1 protein-coding gene is annotated in these 260 nt (G+C 61.5%); it reads left to right on the forward strand.

What is annotated here, in order from left to right; translation table 11 throughout:
* Positions 1 to 234, forward strand: a 234-nt coding sequence (locus ACEN88_RS35675; protein WP_413347117.1) for a hypothetical protein, incomplete at its 5' end; no start/stop codon positions are given.
* Positions 235 to 260 lie beyond the last annotated feature (26 nt).

Raw genomic sequence — 260 nt, forward strand, 5'->3', positions numbered from 1 at the left:
GAAGAGGCACCACCGGCAATGGCACTGGAAGCGCTGGAGGCGGCTGCACCCACGCTGGAAGTGATGGAAGCGAGTCCACCAGCGGAGGAAGAACCACCGCCAATGGTTACACCAGAAGTGGCAGAGGTGAAGGACGCACCGGCGCCAGTAGCGGAGGCGGAGGCACTGTATCATGAGCCCCGATTCGATGGTATAGAGGAGAGACTTACGATCCGGTCTCGAGGGATCCGCTGACGGAGGAACCTGCCTGACCGCAAGCT

Source organism: Massilia sp. CT11-108 (assembly GCF_047302915.1).
GTDB lineage: Bacteria > Pseudomonadota > Gammaproteobacteria > Burkholderiales > Burkholderiaceae_D > Telluria > Telluria orientalis.